Genomic DNA, 19,057 nt, shown 5'->3' with positions numbered 1-19,057 from the left:
ATGGTGTTATCGCGGCTATCCGTGCCGCAATCAGGCAGGGGATGACCCTGCCTGAGACAGAATTACTTCTGCTTTGCGCGCTCGAAAGAGGCAACGATTTCGGCTTTCGCCGCTTCCGCGTTGTCCCAACCGTCGACTTTAACCCACTTGCCTTTTTCCAGATCTTTGTAGTGCTCAAAGAAATGAGTGATCTGGGCTTTCAGCAGTTCCGGCAGGTCGTTCACATCGTTGATGTGATCGTATTCTTTGCTCAGCTTGGTGTGCGGTACGGCAACCAGTTTCGCATCTTCACCGGATTCGTCGGTCATCTTCAGAACGCCAACCGGACGGCAGCGGATCACGGAGCCCGGCTGCAGCGGGTACGGCGTCGGGACCAGCACGTCAACCGGGTCACCGTCCAGGGACAGGGTGTGGTTGATGTAACCGTAGTTGCACGGATAGAACATTGCTGTGGACATGAAACGGTCAACGAACAGTGCACCGCTCTCTTTGTCGACTTCATATTTGATAGGATCTGCGTTCGCCGGGATTTCGATCACGACGTAGATGTCTTCCGGCAGATCTTTGCCCGCAGGTACGTTGAGTAAGCTCATGTCTGTTTCCTTTAAAATGTATGGCAAACAAGTGCTCGGTATTATAGCCAACTCACATCGAAAGTCTTCGCTTCTTTTTCCCGATATCGCCGCGGAGTGCTCCGAATTTTTCGCGTAATAATGACATGAAAATCCATAAACATAGCCACATCATGAATAAATTTATGTAACCGTTTTCATTGCATGTGATTGATTTATCAAACTGCTTAAAAAAACGTCATAAACCGCAACAGCCGCGCTCCCTGCGAAGCCTTATCGGCTCTCCGCTGGGCAGCGAGGCCATCATTAACATCTCATTTACTTTTTTGAAGTGTGATGTAACGCATTCAGTTACATCACCGATTGTCTATAGTTTGTCCGCAGGTGAGACTTTAACCAACAATAACCCTACGAGGATACCCTTATGTGGAAGCGCTTACTTCTTGTCACAGCAGTTTCCGCAGCTATGTCGTCTATGGCGATAGCTGCCCCGCTAACCGTAGGTTTTTCGCAGGTCGGTTCTGAATCCGGCTGGCGTGCGGCGGAAACCAGCGTCGCGAAAGAGGAGGCCGCCAAGCGCGGTATCACCCTGAAGATCGCTGATGGTCAGCAAAAACAGGAAAACCAGATCAAAGCAGTGCGCTCCTTTATCGCTCAGGGGGTCGACGCGATCTTCATTGCACCGGTGGTGGCCACCGGCTGGGAACCGGTGCTGAAAGAGGCGAAAGAGGCCAAGATCCCGGTCTTCCTTCTCGACCGTTCCATTGATGTTAAAGATAAAGATCTCTACATGACCACCGTGACCGCCAACAACGTGCTGGAAGGCCAGCTGATTGGCGACTGGCTGGTGAAAACCGTCGACGGTAAGCCGTGTAACGTCGTTGAACTGCAGGGCACCGTTGGGGCCAGCGTGGCCATCGATCGTAAGAAAGGGTTCGCCGACGCGATTGCCAAAGCGTCGAATATCAAAATTATCCGCTCTCAGTCCGGCGACTTCACCCGCAGCAAAGGGAAAGAGGTGATGGAGAGCTTTATCAAAGCTGAGAATAACGGCAAAAACATCTGCATGGTCTTCGCCCATAACGATGACATGGTAATCGGCGCCATCCAGGCCATTAAAGAGGCGGGTCTGAAGCCGGGCAAAGATATCCTCACGGGCTCCATCGACGGCGTGCCGGATATCTATAAAGCCATGATCGCTGGTGAAGCCAACGCCAGCGTCGAACTGACGCCAAATATGGCCGGCCCGGCGTTTGATGCGCTGGAGAAATACAAAAAAGACGGCACCCTGCCTGAGAAGCTGACCATTACCAAATCGACGCTGTATCTGCCGGATACGGCGAAAGAAGAGTTAGAGAAGAAGAAAAATATGGGCTACTGAGTGGGGAGCCCCTCATTCCATCCCTCTCCCCAGTGGGAGAGGGTAAAAAGCAGCGTTCCAGTAACCCCGGGAAGCCCAGCGCGACCCGGGGTAACCTGACATCATTTGAAGGTGACATCGATTATGAGCGCCGAGGCACACCAGGAGATCCTTCGCACCGAAGGACTCAGTAAATTCTTCCCCGGCGTTAAGGCGCTGGATAACGTCAACTTTAGCCTGCGGCGCGGCGAAATCATGGCCCTGTTGGGCGAAAACGGCGCCGGAAAATCGACGCTGATCAAAGCGCTTACCGGCGTTTACCATGCCGATCGCGGCACCATCTGGCTGGAAGGCCAGGCTATTTCGCCCAAAAATACCGCCCATGCCCAGCAGCTGGGGATTGGCACCGTCTACCAGGAAGTGAACCTGCTACCCAATATGTCGGTGGCGGATAACCTGTTCATCGGCCGTGAGCCGCGGCGGTTTGGCCTGCTGCGACGCAAAGAGATGGAGGCGCGGGCGACGGCGCTGATGGCCTCCTACGGCTTTTCTCTCGACGTGCGCGAACCGCTGAACCGCTTTTCGGTGGCGATGCAGCAGATCGTCGCTATCTGTCGGGCCATCGACCTGTCGGCCAAAGTGCTGATCCTCGACGAGCCCACCGCCAGCCTCGATACCCAGGAGGTGGAGATGCTGTTCACCCTGATGCGCCAGCTCAGGGATAACGGCGTCAGTCTGATCTTCGTCACCCATTTTCTCGATCAGGTCTATGCGGTCAGCGATCGCATCACCGTGCTGCGCAACGGCAGTTTCGTCGGCTGCCGCGAGACTCGCGAGCTACCGCAGATTGAGCTGGTGAAAATGATGCTGGGTCGCGAACTGGACCACAATGCCCTGCAGCGGGCGGGCCGTACCCTGCTGAGCGATAAGCCGGTGGCGGCGTTTGAAGGCTACGGTAAAAAAGGCACCATCGCCCCGTTCGACCTGCAGGTCCGTCCGGGCGAAATTGTGGGCCTCGCCGGCCTGCTGGGTTCCGGACGCACGGAAACCGCCGAGGTGATCTTCGGTATTAAAACGGCGGACAGCGGGAAGGCGTGGATCAAAGGCAAACCGCAGACCCTGCGCTCTCCGCATCAGGCTTCCTGCCTCGGGATCGGCTTCTGTCCTGAAGATCGCAAAACCGACGGCATTATCGCCGCCGCTTCGGTGCGGGAAAATATCGTCCTCGCCCTGCAGGCGCAGCGCGGCTGGCTGCGGCCGATCCCCCGGCGTGAACAGAACGAGATCGCCGAGCGCTTTATTCGCCAGCTGGGGATCCGTACCCCGAGCGCGGAGCAGCCGATCGAGTTTCTCTCCGGCGGCAATCAGCAGAAGGTACTGCTCTCCCGCTGGTTACTGACCAAACCGCAGTTCCTGATCCTCGATGAGCCGACCCGCGGCATCGACGTCGGCGCCCATGCGGAAATTATTCGCCTGATTGAAACCCTCTGCGCCGATGGTCTGGCGCTGCTGGTTATCTCCTCTGAACTGGAGGAGCTGGTGGGTTACGCCGATCGGGTCATTATCATGCGCGATCGCCGACAGGTGGCGGAGATCCCGCTCGCCGAGCTCTCTGTACCGGCGATCATGAACGCTATTGCGGCATAAGGAGTAACTCATGATGCCTCGATCTCTTTCGCAAACCGGCCCGGAGAAGCGACGCTTCAGCTGGCCGAAGGGTACCCCGCAGATTATTGCCCTGCTGCTGGTGTTGCTGGTCGACAGCCTGGTGGCGCCCCATTTTTATCAGGTGGTGCTCCAGGATGGCCGCCTGTTTGGCAGCCCGATCGATATTCTTAACCGCGCCGCGCCGGTGGCGCTGCTGGCCATCGGCATGACGCTGGTGATCGCCACCGGCGGCATCGACCTGTCAGTGGGGGCGGTGATGGCGATTGCCGGCGCGACGGCCGCCTCGATGACCGTCGCCGGGCACAGCCTGGCGGTGGCGGTGCTGGCCTCGCTGGGGGCCGGTGCGCTGGCCGGGCTGTGGAACGGCATCCTCGTGGCGATCCTTAAGATCCAACCTTTCGTGGCGACGTTGATCCTGATGGTGGCCGGGCGCGGGGTCGCGCAGTTAATCACCGCCGGACAGATCGTCACCTTTGATTCCCCGGCCCTGGCATGGCTCGGCAGCGGATCGTTTCTGCTGTTTCCGACGCCAGTGATCATCGCCGCCGCCACGCTGCTGCTGTTCTGGCTGTTTACCCGTAAAACGGCGCTGGGCATGTTTATCGAAGCGGTGGGGATCAACATCCGCGCGGCGAAAAACGCCGGCGTGAATACCCGCATCGTGGTGATGCTGGCCTATGTACTGAGCGGCGTCTGCGCAGCGATTGCCGGGATCATCGTGGCGGCGGACATACGCGGCGCGGATGCGAATAACGCCGGGTTGTGGCTCGAACTGGACGCCATTCTGGCGGTGGTCATCGGTGGCGCCTCCCTGATGGGCGGGCGCTTCAACCTGCTGCTGTCGGTGGTGGGGGCGCTGATTATCCAGGGAATGAATACCGGCATTTTGCTTTCTGGCTTTCCGCCGGAGCTCAACCAGGTGGTGAAAGCGGTGGTGGTGCTGTGCGTACTGATTGTCCAGTCGCCGCGCTTTATCGGTTTACTGAAAGGGGTACGCGGCCATGATAAAACGTAATTTACCGTTGATGATCACCCTGGCGGTGTTTGTACTGGGCTATCTCTACTGCCTGACGCAGTTCCCCGGCTTTGCCTCAACGCGGGTGATCTGCAATATCCTGACGGATAATGCCTTCCTCGGGATCATCGCCGTGGGCATGACCTTTGTGATCCTCTCCGGTGGGATCGATCTGTCGGTGGGGTCGGTGATCGCTTTTACCGGCGTCTTCCTCGCCAAAGCGATTGGCTTTTGGGGAATATCGCCGCTGGTGGCGTTTCCGCTGGTGCTGGTGATGGGCTGCGCCTTCGGTGCGTTTATGGGGCTGCTTATCGACGCGCTGAAGATCCCGGCTTTTATCATCACGCTTGCCGGCATGTTCTTCCTGCGCGGCGTCAGCTATCTGGTGTCGGAGGAGTCGATTCCGATTAACCATCCGGTCTACGACACCTTGTCCGGGCTGGCATGGACCATCCCCGGCGGCGGTCGTCTCAGCGCCATGGGGCTATTGATGCTGCTGGTGGTGGTGGCCGGTATTTTTGTCGCCCATCGCACCCGCTTTGGCAACCAGGTGTATGCCATCGGCGGCAACGCGACGTCGGCGAATTTAATGGGGATTTCGACTCGCAGCGCCACGATCCGTATCTATATGCTTTCCACCGGGCTGGCGACGCTGGCCGGGATCGTCTTTTCCATTTATACCCAGGCGGGCTATGCGCTGGCGGGCGTCGGCGTGGAGCTGGACGCGATTGCCTCGGTGGTGATCGGCGGTACGCTGCTCAGCGGCGGTGTTGGCACCGTGCTGGGAACGCTGTTCGGGGTGGCGATCCAGGGGCTGATTCAGACTTACATCAACTTCGATGGCACCCTCAGCTCATGGTGGACGAAAATTGCGATCGGTATTTTGCTGTTTATCTTTATCGCGCTGCAGCGTGGGCTGACGGTGCTGTGGGAAAATCGGCAGAATGCGGCGGTGACGCGGGTGAGCGGAGCGGGGAGTCGCTGACAGGGAACTCCCTTCCCGCAAGGCGGGAAGGGAGGGCAGGGATCAGGCGTCCGGGAATGCTTTAATGAAGTTCTCGACGTCTTCAACCATGTGGTTGTTACCGACAAAGAAGGAGCGGCGCTGGTGCAGGCTTTCCGGGATAATATCCAGAATACGCTCTTTACCGTCGCTGGCCTTACCGCCCGCCTGTTCGGCGAGGAAGGCCATCGGGTTGCATTCATACAGCAGGCGCAGCTTGCCGTCCGGGTGGCTGGCGGTGCTCGGATACAGGTAGATGCCGCCCTTCAGCAGGTTACGGTGGAAGTCCGCCACCAGCGAGCCGATATAGCGTGAGGTATAAGGACGCTGAGTCTCTTTGTCCTCTTCCTGGCAGTACTTAATGTACTTCTTCACGCCCTGCGGGAATTTGATGTAGTTGCCTTCGTTGATGGAGTAGGTATTGCCCTTCTCCGGGAAGCGCATGCGCTCCTGACACAGACAGAAGACGCCGAGGGACGGGTCGTAGGTGAAGGCGTGGACGCCGCAACCGGTGGTATATACCAGCATCGTCGAAGAGCCGTAGACCACATAGCCCGCGGCCACCTGCCTGTTACCCGGCTGCAGGAAGTCTTCTTCTGTCACCGGCGTGCCGACAGGCGTGACGCGGCGGTAGATAGAGAAGATCGTTCCGACAGAGACGTTAACGTCGATGTTAGAGGAGCCATCCAGAGGGTCCATCAGCACCACGTATTTGGCGTGTTCACACCCTTCGAAGACGACAATTTCATCTTCTTCTTCGGAGGCGATCCCGGCAACAATATCGCGTGCTCGCAGTGCGGCTTTTAATTTTTCATTAGCGAACAGATCGAGTTTTTGCTGAACCTCGCCCTGAACGTTTTCAGCACCGCTGGCACCCAGGATATCGACCAGACCGGCCTTGTTGATATCGCGGTGGATGATCTTGGCGCCCAACTTTATTGCTGACAACAAAGCAGTCAGCTCACCGGTGGCGTGGGAGAACTCGTGCTGCTTTTCAACAATAAACTCACCTAACGTTTTCATAACTCGTTCCCTGCATTTTTATGTTGAGTAAAACGAACGCAACAATCTTAACAAAGAATCAAAAAAGTGCGCACTGGTGAATCGCGCCAGCAAAATACAGATTCGCCTGAAATGCATTTCGCCAGGGCCCGGGATATGGGTAAAATGTGCCCCGGATAAGAGAAGGAAATGACGAATGCGCATTCATATTTTAGGAATCTGTGGCACGTTTATGGGGGGCCTGGCCATGCTGGCGCGCTCCCTCGGTCATGAGGTAACAGGGTCGGATGCTAACGTCTATCCGCCGATGAGCACCCTGCTGGAAAACCAGGGGATTGATTTAATTCAGGGTTATGACCCCAGCCAGCTGGATCCCCGGCCGGATCTGGTGATCATCGGTAATGCCATGACTCGCGGCAACCCGTGCGTTGAAGCGGTGCTGGAAAACAATATTCCGTATATGTCCGGCCCGCAGTGGCTGCACGACTTCGTGCTGCGCGATCGCTGGGTGCTGGCCGTCGCCGGGACCCACGGGAAAACCACCACCGCCGGGATGGCGACCTGGATCCTCGAAGCCTGCGGCTATAAACCGGGCTTCGTGATCGGTGGCGTACCGGGGAACTTTGATGTTTCCGCACGCCTGGGCGACAGCCCGTTCTTTGTGATTGAAGCCGACGAATATGACTGCGCCTTCTTCGACAAGCGCTCCAAGTTTGTTCACTACTGCCCGCGGACGCTGATCCTCAACAACCTTGAGTTCGACCACGCGGACATCTTTGACGACCTGAAGGCGATTCAGAAACAGTTCCACCATCTGGTGCGTATCGTGCCGGGCAAAGGCAAAATCATCCTGCCGGAGAACGACATCAACCTGAAGCAGGTGATGGCGATGGGCTGCTGGAGCGAGCAGGAGCTGGTGGGCGAGCAGGGCCACTGGCAGGCGAAGAAGCTGAACGCCGACGCCTCGCAGTGGGAAGTGCTGCTCGACGGCGAAAAGGTTGGTGAAGTGAAGTGGGCGCTGGTCGGCGAGCATAATATGCATAACGGCCTGATGGCGATTGCCGCGGCGCGTCACGTCGGCGTGCTGCCGGCGGATGCCGCGAACGCGCTGGGCAGCTTTATCAACGCCCGCCGTCGCCTGGAGCTGCGCGGCGAAGCCAACGGCGTCACCGTGTATGACGATTTCGCCCATCATCCGACGGCAATCCTCGCCACGCTGCAGGCGCTGCGCGGCAAAGTGGGCGGCACCGCGCGCATTCTCGCCGTGCTGGAGCCGCGCTCTAACACCATGAAAATGGGCGTCTGCAAAGACGATCTGGCGCCGTCTCTCGGTCGCGCTGATGAAGTGTTCCTCCTGCAGCCGCAGCATATTCCGTGGCAGGTGGCGGAAGTGGCGGAAGCCTGCGTCCAGCCGGCTCACTGGAGCGCCGACGTCGATACCCTGGCGGAGATGGTGGTCAAAACCGCCCACCCGGGCGACCATATCCTGGTGATGAGCAACGGCGGCTTCGGTGGCATTCATCAGAAGCTGCTGGATAAGCTGGCGCAAAAAGCGGCCGCGGCAGAATAAGCGCGAACGCCTCCGATCACTGCCCTCCGTGTGAGGGCAGTTTTGTTTTCGCTACCAGGGATTGTGCCATGCTGACCTGCGAAAGATTACGTTCTACCGACTCGCCCCATTTCGCCACGCTGGACGCGCTCTACGCGCGCGCCTTTCCGTGGCACGAGCAGCGCGAAAGCGACGCCAAACTTCAGGCGCTGAGCCACCCGCGCTACGCGCTGGAAGCGTGGTTCGATGAGGGCGTATTTATCGGCCTCAGCGGCTGCTGGCAGTTTGCCGGCTACGGTTATATCGAACATCTGGCGATCGACGATACGCTGCGCTCCCGCGGCTATGGTAAACAGCTGCTGGCGCAGATCCTGACGCGCGCGCCGCTGACCATTCTGGAAATCGATCCGCTAACCACGGCAATCGCTCATAAACGGCTGCGCTTTTATCAGTCGATGGGATTTCATGCCAATGCGTGGGCGCATCATCACCCGAGCTATCATCAGGGCATCGCGGATCATGAGTTGCTGGTGCTGAGCTACCCGCAGCCGATCGATGAGCGACAGTACCAGCAGTTTGCCCGGGATCTCGGGCGCGAGGTGATGGGGCGGGAGTAGTCCGGAACGGGGCGTCGCCCCGCTCCGGGAATTCACTGGTTACAACCTTACTCTTTGGCGATCGGCGTCTCGTTCTCCGCGACTTTATTGTCGCCCTGAATCTGCGCGATTTTCTGCTCAACGGCGGCCACCTGAGCGCTGTCGTGCAGCAGGGTGTAGGTCAGATCAAACTGCGCGCTGGCGCCCGGCTGCAGCTGCTTCACGCGTTTTTGTTCGCGTTCAATGGTGACCGGATAGGCGTAGCTGGTGCCCGGTTCGATACCGGTGACGTAGCCCTGTTTGATGGTGTCGGTGTTTTTCCATAGCGTCAGGACCGGCAGCTGACGGGTATCAAACTGAATGGAGGCCCCTTTATCGCCCGCTTTGTTGACCACCGCGGCCAGGGTCTGGTGATTTTCATCGGCCAGCGGCTGAATATTAAATACCATCTCGTCAAAATCTTTGGTCGGTCCCTGATAGGTCTGCCAGGTTTTTAACCCGCTCTTCGCGTAATCATTGAACGGGCTGATGCTGGACATCGGGGCGAGGAAGCGCGCGCCTTCTTCCAGAATCGGGGTGCCGAAGTTGCTGTGGTAGATAATCTGATAATCATGCGGATAGTCAGCATGGTTGGTTAAGACATCATGCAGGCTGAAGCTGTTGCTGCCCGGCACGTAGCGCAGTTCGGTCAGGGTCTGCAGATCGGCTTTTTTGAAGGTGCTCTCTTTCACCAGGCCGCGGATGCGGATTTCATACGGCGCGCTGTCAGCCACCTCGACTTCTACCCGCGAGGCCGGAGTGTTGCCCGCCTTGCCGTGCAGGGTATAAATCTGCCCGTCCGCGGTCACCGGATGGCCGGTCCATTCATAGCCGCAGCGGACCATCATCTCGTTGAATCCTTCCAGCCAGCCGAGTCCATTGCGGCTTTCCAGGTTGATAAACGCCGGGTTGACGACCTCTTTAACCGGCGAATCCCAGCCCATCCGGCTGCCGAAACCCTCAATACGCAGTAAGTTCATGCCACGGGTTGGGCTGAGAGTGATGGTCAGGCCGTCTTTACTGTGAATGGTGAGGATTTTGCTGCCTTCCTGCTTACCGCCGTGCAGGACTTTTTGCTCAATGCTGAACGCATGGTCTTTTACCTTCAGCTGATCGCTGCTGATCTGCCAGTTTCCTTTATCCATGCCCTCTTCAGCGTTCGTCAGCACCCATGTTTTTGCCGCGGCTGAGCCAGAAACCAGCAGGGCGATCGTTGTCAGAACCAATGTCTTTTTCATTTTTATTCCCTTTTTGCTGAATCGATTGTGTCATTGACGTGTGAAATCTACCGGCATGGGGGTGATTAAAATGTGAAGCGCCTCACCTGGTGAGAAAGTGGCCGTTTTGATGATGTTAAATGCTATGAAAGTCGTATTATTTTGCTAAGTAATGCGTATTTATCACCAGGATATGTGATCTACATTGTTTTTAGCTTTAACGATTCAGCTTGATAGGTCAGGCTATAAACAAACGCATCGTTGTGCGGATGAGGGGCCCCAGGCGATACGGAGGGTACATCCCTGCTGGCGCAAACCTTAGAACTGGGGTGAAGGTAGGCCGGATAAGGCGTTAGCCGCCATCCGGCACAACGACGGGAACAGAGTCTGGTACAGATTGCCCGGCGGCGCTGCGCTTGCGCGGGCCTACGAAACAGATTAACCGGTTGATATACAGGGCTCTGTAGGCCGGATAAGGCGTTAGCCGCCATCCGGCACAACGACGGGAACGGAGTCTGGTACAGCTTGCCCGGCGGCGCTGCGCTTGCGCGGGCCTACGAAACAGAGTAACCGTTTGATATACAGGGTTCCGTAGCCCGGATAAGGCGCAGCGCGCCGCCATCCGGGAGACGATTGCGGGCAAAAACAGCGAGACTTAGCCTTCGTTTTCCGCCAGTTCACGCAGATACTGGAAGATCAGGCGCGCCGATTTCGGCGGCTTGTTGCCTTCTTTCTCTTTCTTCGCATTGCGGATCAGCGAACGCAGCTGCTGACGGTCAGCATCTGGCCACAGGTTCAGCACTTCAGCGACAGCGTCATCCCCATCGTCAATCAGTCGGTCGCGGATCTGCTCCAGCTTGTGGAACAGCGCAACCTGCTGGTTGTGACGGTTTTTCAGCTTGTCCAGCGCCTGACGAATCGGATCGACATCGCGGTTGCGCAGCATCTTACCGATAAGCTGCAGCTGGCGGCGGCGACCCTCTTTTTTGATTCGCTGGGCGAGTTCGATGGCGTCGCGCAGGTCAGTATCCAGCGGAATTTTATCCAGCGCGTTTTTCCCCAGGTCAACGAGTTCCGCGCCAAGACGCTTCAGTTCTTCCGCGTCGCGCTTAATTTCACTCTTACTGACCCAGATGATTTCATCATCTTCATCTTCAACATCATCACCGGGCACGTCGTCGAGCCAGTCTTCGGGCTGCTTTGTCATCTCAGGCTCCTTAAAAAAAGAGGCTAATGTTACCAGTTAAGGCGCGCACTGAAAAACGGTTCTCTGTTAGACTTCAGTTAACTCCTTCTTACATTATGGCATTAGCAATGAAAGTCATCTCTCAAGTTGCACAGCAGCGTAAGACGCTGGAAGAAGCCGTTACCACGGCACTGGAACTGGCGGCAGGTAAATCTGACGGTGCGGAAGTCTCCGTCAGCAAAACGACGGGCATCGGCGTCAGCACCCGCTATGGCGAAGTGGAGAATGTAGAATTCAATAGCGATGGGGCGTTAGGCATTACGGTTTACCATCAGAACCGCAAGGGCAGCGCCTCTTCCACCGATCTTAGCCCGGACGCCATCGCCCGCACCGTACAGGCGGCGCTGGATATTGCGCGCTACACCTCCCCGGATCCGTTTGCCGGTGTGGCCGATAAAGAGCTGCTGGCCTTTGACGCCCCGGATCTGGACCTGTTCCACCCGGCGGAGGTCTCCCCGGACGAAGCCATCGAACTGGCCGCCCGCGCGGAGCAAGCGGCGCTGAAGGCCGATAAACGCATCACCAACACCGAAGGCGGCAGCTTTAACAGTCACTACGGCATCAAAGTGTTCGGTAACAGTCACGGCATGCTGCAAAGTTACTGCTCGACTCGCCATTCGCTCTCCAGCTGCGTCATCGCGGAAGATGATGGCGATATGGAGCGCGACTACGCCTACACCATTGGCCGGGCGATCGAGGATCTGCAGTCCCCGGAATGGGTCGGGGAAGAGTGCGCTCGCCGCACCCTGTCGCGTCTGGCGCCGCGTAAGCTGTCGACCATGAAGGCGCCGGTCATTTTCGCCAACGAAGTGGCGACCGGGCTGTTTGGCCACCTGGTCGGAGCGATTGCCGGTGGTTCGGTATACCGCAAATCCACCTTCCTGCTCGATTCGCTGGGCAAACAAATTTTGCCAGAGTGGCTGACCATCGAAGAGCATCCTCACCTGCTGAAAGGGCTGGCCTCCACGCCGTTCGACAGCGAAGGCGTGCGCACCGAGCGTCGTGACATCATCAAAGACGGCGTGCTGACCCAGTGGCTGCTGACCAACTACTCGGCGCGTAAGCTGGGGATGAAAAGCACCGGCCACGCCGGGGGCATCCACAACTGGCGCATTAACGGCCGCGGCCTGAGTTTTGCAAAGATGCTTAAAGAGATGGGCACCGGTCTTGTGGTTACCGAACTGATGGGGCAGGGTGTCAGTGGCGTCACCGGCGACTACTCACGCGGCGCATCCGGCTTCTGGGTAGAAAACGGCGAAATTCAATATCCTGTCAGTGAGATCACCATTGCAGGAAATCTGAAAGAAATGTGGCGTAATATCGTGACCATTGGCGATGATATTGAAACGCGCAGCAACATTCAGTGCGGTTCTGTGCTGCTGCCGGAGATGAAAATCGCCGGGCAATAACACCTGTTTGCTTAAATAATAAAAAGGAAGTGAGCAATGCGTAAAAAACTGTTAGCGATGCTGGCTGTCTCTGCTTTTGCGCTCGGTTCAGCGTCGGCCTTCGCCGACCTGGGCGAAGACATGGACACTCTGGCAGAAAACCTGCAAGTGGTACAGAAGACCTCCGACACCGGCGAGCTGAAAGCGGCGCTGAATAAGATGCGTACCGCCGCGGTCGATGCCCAGAAAGAGACCCCGCCGAAGCTGGAAGGCAAAGCGGCCGACAGCGCTGAGATGAAAGATTACCGTCATGGTCTGGATATTCTGATCGGCCAGATCGACGGTGCGCTGAAGCTGGCGAACGAAGGCAAGGTGAAAGAGGCGCAGGCCGCCGCGGAGGAGTTTAAAACCACCCGCAACACCTACCATAAGAAGTACCGCTAACCGTTCTTTTCGGGAGGCATCAGCCGATGCCTCCCGCCTGAAAGCCTACCGATATCACATTTTTCCACTCTCTTTTTCCGGCCTTTCCGCTGCCGCGGGCGCCTTGTCCACGCTCATTGTTGTGATACATCTCACGTCATAGCCGTCGTTTTTGCCTTTTCCCTGTGAATATGTGGGGTCGATCACGCCTGCCGTCTCCCTTTCCACTTCGAAGTGGAAAACAACTCGCTACAAACTCCCATCCCCCGGCGCTACCTTGATTTCCAGAGACATCAGCGGGGTATCAGAAGTGAATAACGGAGCGGTAATACACGACGAAGGGGAGCAGGCAGCGCAGACCGAACGGCTGGCTGACAAGATGCTGCAGCAGGTTTACGCCTTGTTAAACCGTCACGGCATCGTCCCTAACGACGTTCAGGAGCAAATGCTGACTTCCCACGTGCGGGCCATGGCCCACCGGTCAATCAGTGGTGAACCGCTGCCGGAAGTGGATGCCAGCCTGTTCGAAGAGATTTCACCAGATTCAATGACGCTGGCCCGCGAAGTGGTCGCGCAGTTCGGCAACCTGCCCGATGAAGAGGCCTGGCTGCTGTCCGTCCATTTCGAAGTCGCAAAAGAAAACCTGTAAGGAGCAAAACATGGAACAAATCACCGTAGTCATTGGCGACCGTCTGGGTAAAGGCCAAAAAGTCGCTGCAGGCGCTGAGAAAGCGGGCGCACGTGCTGTGGTCGTCCCTGGCGTTGCTGCCGATATGAAGCTTGGCGACATGATGAAAGCGGAAAACGCTACCTTCGGCATCTCCTTCTGCGGCAGCGGCGGCGCCGGGGCCATCACCGCCCAGACCAAATACGGCTACAAAGCGAAATATGGCATGCGTTCGGTGGAAGAGGGCGTCACTGCCATCAACGAAGGGTGCAACGTGCTGGGCTTCGGCTTTATGGATAAAGAAGAGCTGGGCGAGCGCCTGGTAGAAGCCTGGAAAAAGAAATACGGCGCATAAGTATGAAAGAGCAATTCACCACCACGGTGAGGGTTGCCGGCAAAGGCGAAAGCAAATCACGGGCCTTCGCCGATGCCCTGAACCATGTGCAGGCTGCGGTGATGAAAACCTCATCGCACATTCTGCTGCGTATTGAGCCACAGGACGTGACGGTTGTTCATGCGCGCGAAGCGGTACGAAAAGAGGCCTTCCTGTTCTTCTTTTTGCGCCGTGAACGACGGACCTACAGCGTGGAGCTGGACGTCACCGTCAACGTGACCGCCATCGATCTCGATAAAGTGGATTTCGTCACGCAAACCTGATTGTTAGCAAAGGGTCTGACTATGTTCCTGATAATTTTAATAAAATCGCTCATCATCGGCGGCCTGGTCGGCGTCGGCGTGGGCGCCGGAGCGGCACGCATGTTTCACGCCCCTACCACCCAGGGGATGGGGGCGTTTCGAACCCTGGGCGAGCTGAATTCCTGCGAAGGCGATCCGGCTTCCCACTTCTCCTTTGGCCTCGGTTTCTTCTTTAACGCCTGGGCCTCTTCCGTGGCAGCAGGCTCCTTCACCCAGGATGTTGACCACCGCATTATCCCCAACTGGGGCGCGGCGGCGCTAATGCTGAAAAATCGTAACGTCGGCGAAACGCTGCACGATCCGAAAAAAATGGCCATCTCCTGCGGCATCATCGGCATGATTGTCGTCGCCTTCCTCAACCTCACCGCCTCGTCCGTACCGGAAGCGCTGCAGGTGACCGCGGTTAAGGTCCTGGTGCCGGCGGCAAACCTGCTGGTGAACACCGTGATGCCGGTGATCTTCTGGCTGGCGGCTATCGATGCCGGTAAGAAATCAGGCTTCTGGGCGACGATTTTCGGCGGCGCCGCGCAGCTGATTATGGGTAACGCCGTACCGGGTCTGGTGCTGGGGATCCTGATCGGTAAAGGCGTCGAAGAGAGCGGCTGGAACCGGGTGACTAAAGTGATGATGGTGGCCATCGTCGCGCTGTTTGTCCTCAGCGGCTTCTTCCGCGGCTTCGACATGAAGATGATCGAATCCTTCCATCTGACCGTGCCGAACTGGCTGGACATGATCCACAACTCACTCAGCGGCAAGTAACGGGAGCCTGATAATGGAACAGAATAAAGGTTTTTGGTATGCCGACTGGTCGTTCCCGATCTTTGTTGGCCTGCTCTCCTCCGGCGTCTTCGCCGGGACGCACATGTACTACCTGTACGGCATCGGCGCCTTTAACGAAGTGGCCTTCGTGGCCATGCTGAAGTCGGGGATTGATACCGGCGTTTACGGCGCGGTGGCGGCGTTTGGCGCCAGCTTCCTGTTCGCCCGCATCATCGAAGGGTCGCTGGTGGGGATCCTCGATATCGGCGGAGCGATACAGACCGGTATCGGTCTTGGCGTACCGGCGCTGCTGCTCGGCGCGGGCTTTGTCTTCCCGGTGGCGAACTTCGCCGCCTCGCTGGTCACCGGCCTGGTCCTTGGTCTGGCAGTGGGTTACATCATCATTCTGGCGCGTAAGTTCACCATTAACCAGAGCGATTCCACTTACGGCGCCGACGTGATGATGGGGGCCGGTAATGCCTCCGGCCGCTTCCTCGGTCCCTTGATTATCCTCAGCGCGATGACCGCCTCGATTCCTATCGGGATTGGCTCGCTGGTTGGCGCACTGCTGTTCTACATCTGGCAGAAACCGATCACCGGCGGCGCCATCCTCGGCGCGATGATCCTCGGCTCCATCTTCCCGGTGGCGATTAGCTAATCGCCCGATGGCGCTGCGCTTATCGGGCCTACACGTCAGCGCGATTGGTAGGCCGGATAAGGCGGTACGCCGCCATCCGGCAACAGATTCACCCTTTTCATCAGGAGATAGCTATGTTTGATTTACTCCTGCGCCGTGCGCGCCTCGTCGACGATACCCTGACTGATATCGCCATCCAGGACGGGAAAATCGCGGCGCTGGGCGAGATTAGCGCGCCCTCCCGCAACACCCTCGATCTGCACGGCAACAGCTACGTCAGCGCCGGCTGGATTGACTCCCACGTTCACTGCTACCCGAATTCGCCGATTTATCACGATGAGCCGGACAGCGTCGGCATCGCCACCGGCGTCACCACCGTGATTGATGCCGGCAGCACCGGCGCCGACGACGTCGATGACTTCTATCAACTGACCCGTAACGCGGCGACGGAAGTTTATGCGTTGCTCAATATCTCCCGCGTCGGGCTGATTGCGCAGAATGAACTGGCCAATATGGCCAATATCGACGCCGCTGCGGTGAAGCAGGCGGTGCAGCGTCATCCTGATTTTATCGTCGGCCTGAAGGCGCGGATGAGCAGCAGCGTCGTCGGCGAAAACGGCATTACGCCGCTGGCGCGCGCCAAGGCCATTCAGCAGGAAAACGGCGATCTGCCGCTGATGGTGCACATCGGCAATAACCCGCCGAACCTCGATGAAATCGCCGATCTGCTGAGCCGCGGCGACATCATTACCCACTGCTATAACGGCAAGCCGAACCGCATTCTGAATCCCGCCGGCGAACTGCGTAGCTCGATTACTCGCGCCCTGCAGCGCGGCGTGCGCCTCGACGTTGGGCACGGCACCGCCAGCTTCAGCTTTGAAGTGGCGCGGCGGGCGATTGCGCTGGGCATTCTGCCGCACACCATCAGCTCCGATATTTACTGCCGTAACCGTATCGATGGCCCGGTGCGCTCGCTGGCGCTGGTGATGTCGAAATTCCTCGCCATCGGCATGACCCTGCCGCAGGTCATTGCCTGCGTGACCGTCAGCGCCGCCGAGGGGCTGCGCCTGTCGCGTAAAGGGCGGCTGGAAGTGGGCTTCGACGCCGATTTAACGCTATTTCGCCTGGAGCACCGGCCCACGCTGCTGGTGGATGCCGAAAAAGAGAGCCTCCAGGCTGACAACATTCTGGTGCCGCTGGCCGCGATCCGCGCGGGCAAAGGCTATCTGACCGAACAAGGGAGCGCGGAACATGCCTTCGATTTTTGAGAAATACCATTTAAAACAGGTGATTAATACTTCGGGCCGCATGACGGCGCTGGGCGTTTCCACGCCGCGCCCGGAAGTGGTGGAAGCCGCGATGGCCGGTATGAACCAGTACTTTGAAATGAAAGACCTGGTGAATAAAACCGGCGAGTACATCGCCAGGTTGCTGGATGTGGAAGGGGCGACCGTTGTCTCCTGCGCGTCGGCGGGGATTGCCCAGTCGGTGGCGGCGGTGCTGGTGAAAGACAGCGACTGGCTGCTGGAGAACCTGCACGTTACGCCGATTGAGAATAACGAAATCGTGTTGCCGAAGGGCCACAACGTCAACTTCGGCGCGCCGGTTGGCACCATGGTGGCGCTGGGCGGCGGTAAGCTGGTGGAAGCGGGCTACGCCAACGAATGTTCCGCCCAACAGCTGGCGGCGGCAATCACCCCGCGCACCGCGGCGATCCTGTACATCAAATCCCACCACTGCGTACAGAAAAGCATGCTCAACGTCGCGCAGGCTGCGGAAGTGGCGCGCCAGCATGGCTTGCCGCTGATTGTCGATGCGGCGGCGGAAGAAGATCTGCAGTGCTACTACCGCATGGGCGCCGACCTGGTGATCTACAGCGGCGCAAAAGCCATTGAAGGGCCGACCAGCGGGCTGGTGATCGGCAAAACGCAGTACGTCGAGTGGGTTAAACGCCAGTCGATGGGGATTGGCCGGGCGATGAAAGTGGGTAAAGAGGGCATTCTCGGCCTGACCTGCGCCATTGAACACTACCTGACGGCGAGCAAAGAGAGCGGCGAGCAGATGGTGGCGAAGATGACGCCGTTTATCGAACAGCTCAACACGCTTAACGGCGTGACCGCCCGGGTGGTGTGGGATAGCGCGAGTCGCGATATCGCCCGCGCCGAAATCAAATTCAACGAAGCGGTGACCGGCGTGAAGACCGGCGATCTGGTTAACGCGCTGAAGCAGGGCGAATACGCCATCTACTTCCGCGGCTATAAAGCGAATGAAGGCATTATCGAAGCCGATGTCCGCAGCGTGAACGCGCAGCAGCTGGCGGTGGTTGCTCGCCGCATCGCGGAAGTGCTGAACAAGGAGAAACAAGCATGAAACTGACCCCAAATTTTTACCGTGATCGCGTGTGCCTGAACGTCCTGGCGGGCAGCAAAGACAACGCCCGCGAAATTTACGACGCGGCGGAAGGTCACGTCCTGGTCGGCGTGCTCTCCAAAAACTATCCGGATGTCGCCAGCGCGGTGGCTGATATGCGTGACTACGCGAAGCTTATTGATAACGCGCTCTCCGTCGGGCTGGGCGCAGGCGATCCAAACCAGTCGGCGATGGTGAGCGAGATTTCTCGCCAGGTGCAGCCGCAGCATGTCAACCAGGTCTTCACCGGCGTGGCTACCAGCCGCGCGCTGCTCGGGCAGAATGAGACCGTGGTGAATGGCCTGGTCTCGCCGACCGGTACGCCGGGAATGGTGAAGATCTCCACCGGCCCGCTGAGCAGCGGCGCGGCGGATGGCATTGTGCCGCTGGAAACCGCCATCGCGCTGCTGAAAGACATGGGCGGCAGCTCCATCAAATACTTCCCGATGGGCGGCCTGAAGCACCGCGCCGAATTCGAAGCCGTCGCCAAAGCCTGCGCTGCGCACGATTTCTGGCTGGAACCGACCGGCGGTATCGATCTGGACAACTACAGCGAGATCCTGAAAATCGCTCTCGATGCCGGGGTGAGCAAAATCATCCCGCATATCTACAGCTCGATTATCGATAAAGCCAGCGGCAACACCCGCCCGGCCGATGTGCGCCAGCTGCTGGAGATGACTAAACAGTTAGTGAAGTAGTGCTATTGCCGCTCATCCTAACTTTCTCCCGGAGGGAGAGGGAACCATCTGGTTTTCTCCCTCTCCCTTTGGGAGAGGGCCGGGGTGAGAGGCAACTTATCCCACCGAACCAT

22 protein-coding genes are annotated in these 19,057 nt (G+C 58.0%); 17 read left to right on the top strand and 5 right to left on the bottom strand.

Features of this window, described 5'->3' with window-relative positions:
* Window positions 1–62: 62 nt before the first annotated feature.
* A complete protein-coding gene (gene ppa, locus FHW76_RS20680; protein WP_002886766.1) occupies window positions 63–593 on the bottom strand; it encodes an inorganic diphosphatase in 531 nt (176 codons plus the stop codon).
* A 403-nt stretch (window positions 594–996) separates the two neighbouring features.
* On the opposite strand from ppa, the gene ytfQ reads away from it, so the two are divergent.
* The 4 genes from ytfQ (at window position 997) to yjfF (ending at window position 5,600) form a co-directional block, all read left to right on the top strand.
* Window positions 997–1,953, top strand: a complete 957-nt coding sequence (gene ytfQ / locus FHW76_RS20675; RefSeq protein WP_008807147.1) for a galactofuranose ABC transporter, galactofuranose-binding protein YtfQ — start codon at window positions 997–999, stop codon at window positions 1,951–1,953.
* Between the two features lie 123 nt (window positions 1,954–2,076).
* Complete coding sequence (gene ytfR / locus FHW76_RS20670; RefSeq protein WP_008807146.1) at window positions 2,077–3,579, top strand: galactofuranose ABC transporter, ATP-binding protein YtfR; 1,503 nt, start codon at window positions 2,077–2,079, stop codon at window positions 3,577–3,579.
* A 10-nt stretch (window positions 3,580–3,589) separates the two neighbouring features.
* Window positions 3,590–4,615 (top strand): galactofuranose ABC transporter, ATP-binding protein YtfT, encoded by a 1,026-nt coding sequence (gene ytfT, locus FHW76_RS20665; protein ID WP_183476955.1) that lies wholly within the window; start codon window positions 3,590–3,592, stop codon window positions 4,613–4,615.
* On the top strand, window positions 4,602–5,600 hold the full coding sequence (gene yjfF, locus FHW76_RS20660) for a galactofuranose ABC transporter, permease protein YjfF (RefSeq protein ID WP_002886825.1): 999 nt from the start codon (window positions 4,602–4,604) through the stop codon (window positions 5,598–5,600). Before ytfT ends, yjfF begins: the two co-directional genes overlap by 14 nt.
* A gap of 42 nt (window positions 5,601–5,642) precedes the next feature.
* On the opposite strand, the gene fbp is transcribed toward yjfF, so the two are convergent.
* Window positions 5,643–6,641 carry a class 1 fructose-bisphosphatase gene (fbp, locus tag FHW76_RS20655; protein ID WP_008807144.1) on the bottom strand — a complete coding sequence of 333 codons (999 nt, stop codon included), beginning with the start codon at window positions 6,639–6,641 and terminating at the stop codon, window positions 5,643–5,645.
* Window positions 6,642–6,816: 175 nt separating this feature from the next.
* Here fbp and mpl point away from each other — a divergent pair, with 175 nt between their 5' ends.
* Window positions 6,817–8,190 carry a UDP-N-acetylmuramate:L-alanyl-gamma-D-glutamyl-meso-diaminopimelate ligase gene (mpl, locus tag FHW76_RS20650; RefSeq protein WP_023296931.1) on the top strand — a complete coding sequence of 458 codons (1,374 nt, stop codon included), beginning with the start codon at window positions 6,817–6,819 and terminating at the stop codon, window positions 8,188–8,190.
* 68 nt (window positions 8,191–8,258) lie between these two features.
* Entirely contained in the window at window positions 8,259–8,786 is a 528-nt protein-coding gene (locus FHW76_RS20645) for a GNAT family N-acetyltransferase (protein WP_008807143.1), read from the top strand.
* 47 nt (window positions 8,787–8,833) lie between these two features.
* Here FHW76_RS20645 and FHW76_RS20640 read toward each other — a convergent pair whose 3' ends face one another.
* Window positions 8,834–10,042: an aldose 1-epimerase family protein gene (locus FHW76_RS20640; RefSeq protein ID WP_023323523.1), complete on the bottom strand. Its 1,209-nt coding sequence runs from the start codon at window positions 10,040–10,042 to the stop codon at window positions 8,834–8,836.
* Window positions 10,043–10,226: 184 nt separating this feature from the next.
* Here FHW76_RS20640 and FHW76_RS20635 point away from each other — a divergent pair, with 184 nt between their 5' ends.
* The gene (locus FHW76_RS20635) at window positions 10,227–10,343 is read left to right on the top strand and encodes a hypothetical protein (RefSeq protein WP_049139579.1); all 117 of its coding nucleotides are present in this window, start codon (window positions 10,227–10,229) and stop codon (window positions 10,341–10,343) included.
* 333 nt (window positions 10,344–10,676) lie between these two features.
* Here the strand turns inward: FHW76_RS20635 and yjgA are convergent, their stop codons facing one another.
* Window positions 10,677–11,228: a ribosome biogenesis factor YjgA gene (gene yjgA, locus FHW76_RS20630; protein ID WP_004177664.1), complete on the bottom strand. Its 552-nt coding sequence runs from the start codon at window positions 11,226–11,228 to the stop codon at window positions 10,677–10,679.
* 95 nt (window positions 11,229–11,323) lie between these two features.
* On the opposite strand from yjgA, the gene pmbA reads away from it, so the two are divergent.
* Together pmbA and cybC are read left to right on the top strand one after the other, a co-directional pair.
* The gene (pmbA, locus tag FHW76_RS20625; RefSeq protein ID WP_008807141.1) at window positions 11,324–12,676 is read left to right on the top strand and encodes a metalloprotease PmbA; all 1,353 of its coding nucleotides are present in this window, start codon (window positions 11,324–11,326) and stop codon (window positions 12,674–12,676) included.
* A 36-nt stretch (window positions 12,677–12,712) separates the two neighbouring features.
* Window positions 12,713–13,099, top strand: a complete 387-nt coding sequence (gene cybC, locus FHW76_RS20620) for a cytochrome b562 (protein ID WP_086892867.1) — start codon at window positions 12,713–12,715, stop codon at window positions 13,097–13,099.
* Window positions 13,100–13,153: 54 nt separating this feature from the next.
* Here cybC and FHW76_RS20615 read toward each other — a convergent pair whose 3' ends face one another.
* A complete protein-coding gene (locus FHW76_RS20615; protein ID WP_012543089.1) occupies window positions 13,154–13,285 on the bottom strand; it encodes a hypothetical protein in 132 nt (43 codons plus the stop codon).
* A 103-nt stretch (window positions 13,286–13,388) separates the two neighbouring features.
* Here FHW76_RS20615 and FHW76_RS20610 point away from each other — a divergent pair, with 103 nt between their 5' ends.
* The 8 genes from FHW76_RS20610 (at window position 13,389) to dagF (ending at window position 18,944) form a co-directional block, all read left to right on the top strand.
* On the top strand, window positions 13,389–13,727 hold the full coding sequence (locus FHW76_RS20610) for a PRD domain-containing protein (protein WP_008807140.1): 339 nt from the start codon (window positions 13,389–13,391) through the stop codon (window positions 13,725–13,727).
* Window positions 13,728–13,737: 10 nt separating this feature from the next.
* Entirely contained in the window at window positions 13,738–14,100 is a 363-nt protein-coding gene (locus FHW76_RS20605) for an SFCGS family glycine-rich protein (protein ID WP_004206501.1), read from the top strand.
* Window positions 14,101–14,102: 2 nt separating this feature from the next.
* The gene (locus tag FHW76_RS20600; RefSeq protein ID WP_004206503.1) at window positions 14,103–14,402 is read left to right on the top strand and encodes a DUF4312 family protein; all 300 of its coding nucleotides are present in this window, start codon (window positions 14,103–14,105) and stop codon (window positions 14,400–14,402) included.
* Between the two features lie 21 nt (window positions 14,403–14,423).
* Window positions 14,424–15,200, top strand: a complete 777-nt coding sequence (locus FHW76_RS20595) for a DUF4311 domain-containing protein (protein ID WP_002886897.1) — start codon at window positions 14,424–14,426, stop codon at window positions 15,198–15,200.
* Between the two features lie 13 nt (window positions 15,201–15,213).
* The gene (locus FHW76_RS20590) at window positions 15,214–15,858 is read left to right on the top strand and encodes a DUF4310 family protein (protein WP_004152267.1); all 645 of its coding nucleotides are present in this window, start codon (window positions 15,214–15,216) and stop codon (window positions 15,856–15,858) included.
* A gap of 113 nt (window positions 15,859–15,971) precedes the next feature.
* Window positions 15,972–17,105, top strand: coding sequence for an amidohydrolase/deacetylase family metallohydrolase (locus tag FHW76_RS20585; RefSeq protein WP_012969089.1), 1,134 nt, complete (start codon window positions 15,972–15,974; stop codon window positions 17,103–17,105).
* Window positions 17,089–18,207, top strand: coding sequence for a DgaE family pyridoxal phosphate-dependent ammonia lyase (locus FHW76_RS20580; protein WP_183476952.1), 1,119 nt, complete (start codon window positions 17,089–17,091; stop codon window positions 18,205–18,207). The genes FHW76_RS20585 and FHW76_RS20580 overlap by 17 nt, the downstream gene beginning before the upstream one ends.
* Window positions 18,204–18,944 carry a 2-dehydro-3-deoxy-phosphogluconate aldolase gene (gene dagF / locus FHW76_RS20575; protein ID WP_008807137.1) on the top strand — a complete coding sequence of 247 codons (741 nt, stop codon included), beginning with the start codon at window positions 18,204–18,206 and terminating at the stop codon, window positions 18,942–18,944. Before FHW76_RS20580 ends, dagF begins: the two co-directional genes overlap by 4 nt.
* Window positions 18,945–19,057: the final 113 nt, after the last annotated feature.

Origin of the sequence: Klebsiella sp. RC2 (genome assembly GCF_014192815.1) — a bacterium.
GTDB lineage: Bacteria > Pseudomonadota > Gammaproteobacteria > Enterobacterales > Enterobacteriaceae > Klebsiella > Klebsiella variicola.
Note: the sequence above shows the minus strand (reverse complement) of the source record. Positions and strands in the feature narration are given on the sequence as shown.